This window comes from Okeania hirsuta, from assembly GCF_003838195.1.
GTDB classification, from domain to species: domain Bacteria; phylum Cyanobacteriota; class Cyanobacteriia; order Cyanobacteriales; family Microcoleaceae; genus Okeania; species Okeania hirsuta.
Genome location: NZ_RCBY01000338.1, coordinates 1 through 5,918 on the forward strand (window position 1 = coordinate 1; position 5,918 = coordinate 5,918).

At 30.7% G+C, this 5,918-nt stretch carries 2 protein-coding genes; both read right to left on the bottom strand.

Annotated elements, in window-relative coordinates; all coding sequences use genetic code 11:
* Positions 1-548: 548 nt before the first annotated feature.
* Positions 549-2,501, bottom strand: a complete 1,953-nt coding sequence (locus D5R40_RS29640) for an ATP-binding protein (RefSeq protein WP_124155631.1) — start codon at positions 2,499-2,501, stop codon at positions 549-551.
* 328 nt (positions 2,502-2,829) lie between these two features.
* The gene (locus tag D5R40_RS29645) at positions 2,830-4,467 is read right to left on the bottom strand and encodes a hypothetical protein (protein ID WP_124155632.1); all 1,638 of its coding nucleotides are present in this window, start codon (positions 4,465-4,467) and stop codon (positions 2,830-2,832) included.
* Positions 4,468-5,918 lie beyond the last annotated feature (1,451 nt).

Sequence of the window (5,918 nt, forward strand, 5' to 3'; positions counted from 1 at the left end):
ATTTATTCCTACCCACCTACCTCACTCTCCATTTTTTGGTGGCGTTCACAATGATGCCGTGCGCAGTGGAAGTATCTAAACTCAAACGTTATAGTTTTTTCATGGCAGTCATTTACATTTTGTGAGCTTTCAATCAAAAACTATAGTGCTATAGCTGTTCTAATGTTTGAATTTGAGAAATGCCTGAAGGTGTTTTTTTGGGAAGAGGCGATCGCCTAGAAAATTTTTCTGGCTAGATAATCGAAAAATCTTCTAGTCAGGACTAAGGAATTTTTCCGATAAAACCACTATATGTACCATAGTGCTATAGTTTTTATCTACTATATATAGTGCTTTGACCTAAGTCCTGTCTAGTGAATAACTATAGTGCTATAGCTGTTCTAATGTTTGAATTTGAGAAATACCTCAAGGTGTCTTTTTGGGATGGGGCGATCGCCTAGAACATTTTCATGGCCAGATAATCAGAAAATCTTTGAAATATACTCCGCAGCAAATACGACTAACTATCCAGAAGCAAAAAAGGTTAAGTTTTAGATGTGATGAAGTGCTTATTTTGGAGGAGTAGTCCATTGACAATCAAAAGTATGATCGAGTAATTTTTTGAGGCTAATTACTTTAATATTTTGGTTATGAATTTCACCTGTTTGACTTTCAATATCAACTATTTCATAACCAATATCATTTAATTCTTCTGTGAAAGATACATATCCAAAATAGCCATAAGCATCCTGAATTTGTTCTCTCTCTTCTGCTATAGAGAGAATCCAACAAACTATAAAATTAGTCACAATAAAGGGATGATTATATTCATCTGTCGAGGAAAAAGTGTATTTATATTCTAGTCCTATGTGAACTGTGTCTTTGAAACTATTTTCTTTTAATGGAACTGCTATACTATCAAGACCAACACCACAAAAAGTTCTTGGACGTACCCATAATTCTGCATAAGGTAAATCGATAGTAACTAAGTGAGAAAACATTGTATATAATGCTCCAACCCAATGTTCTTCTCCTATTTCTGGTTGTATCATCCATTTATCTTTTAATTGCTCTATGTTGTTAACTTTAAATCTTGTTCGATTTTTAATATCTTTTTTAAGCTTGTCTAACCTTTGAGTATACGCTTCTAATTTTGCTTCTTGATTTTCTTTGTTTAATCTTTCAATCAATTCACAAAAAACAGGAACTTGTCTTTTTGCTTCATCTAGAAACTTTTTAATATTTTTCAGGAAGGAATTGTCTTTTAAAATTTGTCTAGAAGCATCAGTCAAAGAATTTCTATTTGTCACCATATTAAAACTACCATTAATGAGCAAAATATAATGGTATTGAACTTTAGTGTCTGCAAGTATAGAATATTCTTTTAATGATTCATGCTCAAAAATTTTATTGTAAGAACAAATTTTCACACCTTCAGATGAAATAAAAGTTCCTCTTTGAGAGGATAATTTAATTCCAGACCTACTATCGCCTTGTCTGCCTAATTCTTTATATTGGTTACGGGTTCTTGTCCTTCCATCTATTGCTAAAACTATACAATAAGTTGTTTCCTCATATGAAAAAGTAGAACAATAACGGGCGGAAAAATTACCATTATCAAGGCTTGATACTTGAGCAGGACTTTTAATCTTTTTTGCTTCAGTTGCATCTGGTTTTGGTAAATAAGGATATCCTGGTTTAATTTCTTCTAATGTATATTTATCCTTTTTAGTCTTAGACCATAGAGATAGTTTGCATTGCTCGTTGTATCCAGAAGTTTCTCTAAATGAAATCTCTCTCCTTTGAGGAAAACCTGTATAGTTAGGTCTTAGTATTCTCATATCGCCATGTCTTGTATTGAAGCGGATATAATGCTTTAAATATGACCATTGTTTTTTTCCATAGTCATCTGAGGAATAATAATCTGAAAAATCTTGAACTTCTAATCCCTCAATAATAATCATTGTTCCTCGATCGCTAAATTGAGAAGTAAAAAAATCTTGATTTAATTCTTTAACTATGTTTTGAGTTTGAGCTTTTTTTCTGGGGAAAAGTTCAGTTAAAATATTCCAAGGTTGCTCACTAAACTCAGAAGCAATATCGAAAGAATCATTAATATTTTTTTGGGGATTATCTATTGATTTATATCTCCAGGAATTCTCCTCTGAACATTTAGTAATGATAGTAATCTTTTTAGATGCAAAACAAAGTTTAGAACCTTGACATTTATACCCTATAGACTCTCCTTGAATTTTTGTGGATTTTCCGATAGAGAAAAAAGCTACATAAGGAGTAATACCATTAATTTCTTTTGTTTCACTTAAACCAATGCCATTATCAAAATATATAAATCCTTTTTCTTGTAAAAGTGGGTATATTTGAATCTTAGAGGCATTGGCATCATAAGAATTAGAGATTAATTCTCGAATAACTTCACATGGATCTTCGCGATTAACAGAAAGTTCAGATAGTATATGGTTGTAAGAAATAACAGGATATTTGGGTTCTCTGACTTCTGACATATTAATTCAATTGGTTTGGTATTCTCAGAATACAATAGTCGAATTATAAATAAAATAAAAGCGAAAAATTACGGTTATAGCGTGTAATTTGAATCATCATATTTATCAAATTAAACTGTCGGGTTTTACTAACAAAGCCGGATATTGTCAAAAAAAAAATTTGAATTATCAAGTATATTTTGTGGATATTAAATACAATTTTGATAATTTAATAGAATTAAAATTTACTACCAAAGTACTCTTCCTTAACTTTAGTAGTAATTATCCATTATTAATTGCTGATAGCTGACTACTCAGAACTGAATGCTTACTTTTAATAAATAAAATATTATGGATTTGAACTATATAATTTAGTTTCCAACTCTTGTAAAATTTGCTTTTTATCCTGACTACCTTTCAACATTCCAAAAATATCTAATTTCTGCTCTAATTTTCTTTCTCCACCATCGCCAATTACCCAACTAACTTGATTAATAGCATTCATAATTCCACTATAAGCAACCCCCCCATAAAAATTTCCCTCCTCAGTAATTCCTAATTTAATTTTCTCCTGAGTACTCATTTCTAAAGTTGAAGCGATCGCTACTAAACCAACAGCTCCAATTAAAGCTTCTCCTCCTTTTAATACTTTTACCCCTGCTAATACTCCAACACCACCACTAACTACAGCATCATCCGCTTCCTCGATTAACATTCCTTTCTGAATGGCAATATTCCCGAAACTATTTGTGATTTTTGTTGGATTTTCTGCCTGTTTTATAAATTGTTCTACTTTCTTGAATTTGCTAAAAACTGAGTAAAGTTCTTCCCGGTCTAGTTTTTCTAATTCTAATTCTATTTCAAAATATCTTTCTCTTAAAAGTTGATATACAATCTTGCATATTCTCGGAATTTCTGCCTGAATAATTATCGAGTCTAAACTTTCTGAAATAAAATTATCTTTAACTTTTACACCTTCCTTAATCTGTTGATATAATGATAAATATTTCCGACGCTGATTATCATTTATTTCTGAGCTACTGTAAATCAAATCTACAATCAACATATCTATTCTTAACCCAGTTGATGTAGCACTTGCCAATAAATATTTATCTTTCAGTTCAGAAGCGATCGCTGAATTTAAAATCATCGCATTTAACTGTTGAAAATCATCTAATTTAGGTAAAGGGTCTGCTGCTTTAATATATTGATAAATACTCTTGATTTTACATTTTTCAGTTTCACTTAAATTGGTAAATTCTAACACTTCTTCTAAACTTTTATCAATACCTATCCACCGCGAATTTTCACTGGCAATTGTATAGCGTAAACCAATTAAGGAATCTATATTTGAAGAGTTAACAATAAAATCCAATAGATTGAGTGCTGCTAAATCATAAACATATAAACCGACATTAATTCTGTTATAAGCTTCTAAACATCTAGTTTTGCTTCTTTCATAAATTGATGAATGAATTATCAAATTATTCATCCGACGGTCTAGGTTAAATTCGGGATTATAAAAAGTATGTAAAACTAGAAAGGCATCATTTCCTTGTAAACCGCATTTTTTTAATCGTAAAGTAGAACCTTCAGTACTATTCGGACGAATTCTCACGTTATAGCTTTTACCTGATTTAAGAGTTACTTTTTGAGTACCTCCCTGACTAGCAACCTGATAAGCAACAAAAATATGATATATTTCTTCTTGTTCTAAATCATTTTCTATTTCTGGCGATAATTCAGAATTAGTTTGCTGTTTTCCAAAAGCAGATTCTTTAACAGTTTCTCTAAAATATTTACCAACATCTGATGTTTTATTACTAATAATTTCTTCTATTTCTGAAGCTTTAGTTTTAGCAGTTTCGGAAGCTTTTTCACTGATTGACTGCCCGGCTTTAGATACTTTTTTACCAAGATTTTCTCTAACTGTTGATGCCTTGTTAGTCATTGATTTCCATAAGGATGATGGTTGTTTTTTATTCATAATTTTGATTATTTATAAATTATCTCTCTTGTATCATACTTAATATCTGAGAACTAATAGTAAAGGGTTCAGTACTAAGCTATACTCAAAAAATCTGTAACATTTTAGGATTTAATCGCTGTCAGTCTTTTTTTTCTTATACCAAATTTAGACCAAGTTATACCAATTCCTAAAAATCATTCTATACTTATATAACACTTCAGTTATTAAGTAATAAGTAAGGCTCATTAATGTTTTGAGCAATTATTTGTATGAAGTAAAGATATCTTATTCGTTATTTACCTACTCCCTACTCTAAAAAATATGTAGCAAAAATTCGTTAGATTTGGTATTACTTACATCTTAATCTGTGTTTTATATCTATAGTAGAAAATTTTATCCCTTGCAGATTTTATAAATATTAATTTTTTTGATCTTTTTTCATAGACTTATCTTTTAATATTCCCTGTTATTTTATGGATTTGTTACCTGATAGACAAATTTTTATGAAATTGGTATTAGCGCTATATTTTATTCATAGACGCAGTAATTTAATTTTTGTTTACTAATAGTATAAAATATAGCAAAAATCTTTCTTGAACTTTAAATTGCTTTACTTGTTTTACAGCATGATATAAATGTGCAGCATTATCTAGGAAAGGAAGAAACAAAAAGCCAATACTAGAAAGTTTTGATCTTCCATTAATACTTCTTAAAGGAATGGCTTTAAGTCCCCCATAAAAGATTTAGAGGCAGTTTAAATACTCCTCTAAATTTACCTTTTTACTTCTGATAATATTTCACATAAATCATCCATCAAGTGCGTAATTAGTCGGTCTCCATTTCTGACCGAAAGGCTACGTTAAAAGCTGGGTTAAGATGAACTTCATTACAGTTAAAAGTCAAAAGTAAAAAGTTTAAGATTGATTTAGCTAAAAAGTTTAACTGATAATAATTTTACTTATACCATTTCTCCATGAAGTTGCAGTTAATATAAAGACAAGAATAGTCACTGTAATCAGGTCTGAGCAACAATTATTAAGCGCATTGTTAGAGAGAAATGGTATTAGGTAAGAATTTTGCACTTATTGTGTCAGGACTTACGCATTTTTCCGAAAAAACACTATATATACCATAGTGCTATAGTTTTTATCTACTATATATAGTACCTTTGCGTAAGTTCCGTGTGTGAAATTATTCGTGACAAAATTTTAAGTTAATTGGTATTACTTCGTTTAATTAGGGCTTGCTGATTAAATATCAAAGCATTGACAGATAAAGGTTGTAGCATTTTTTGGTCTAAAAAAGTGTCAGCTTTTCGGTGGCAAGAGCTGCATAAAGCTAGTATTTTGGGACGATTATGGCAGAAAAATCACTCTTACAATTTTTCCGACTACCTCCTCTATAATTGCCATTTCTCCTGACTCGGCTTTTCCCCTCCTGGGAGGGGCGGGGGTGGGTTGACTCCTACC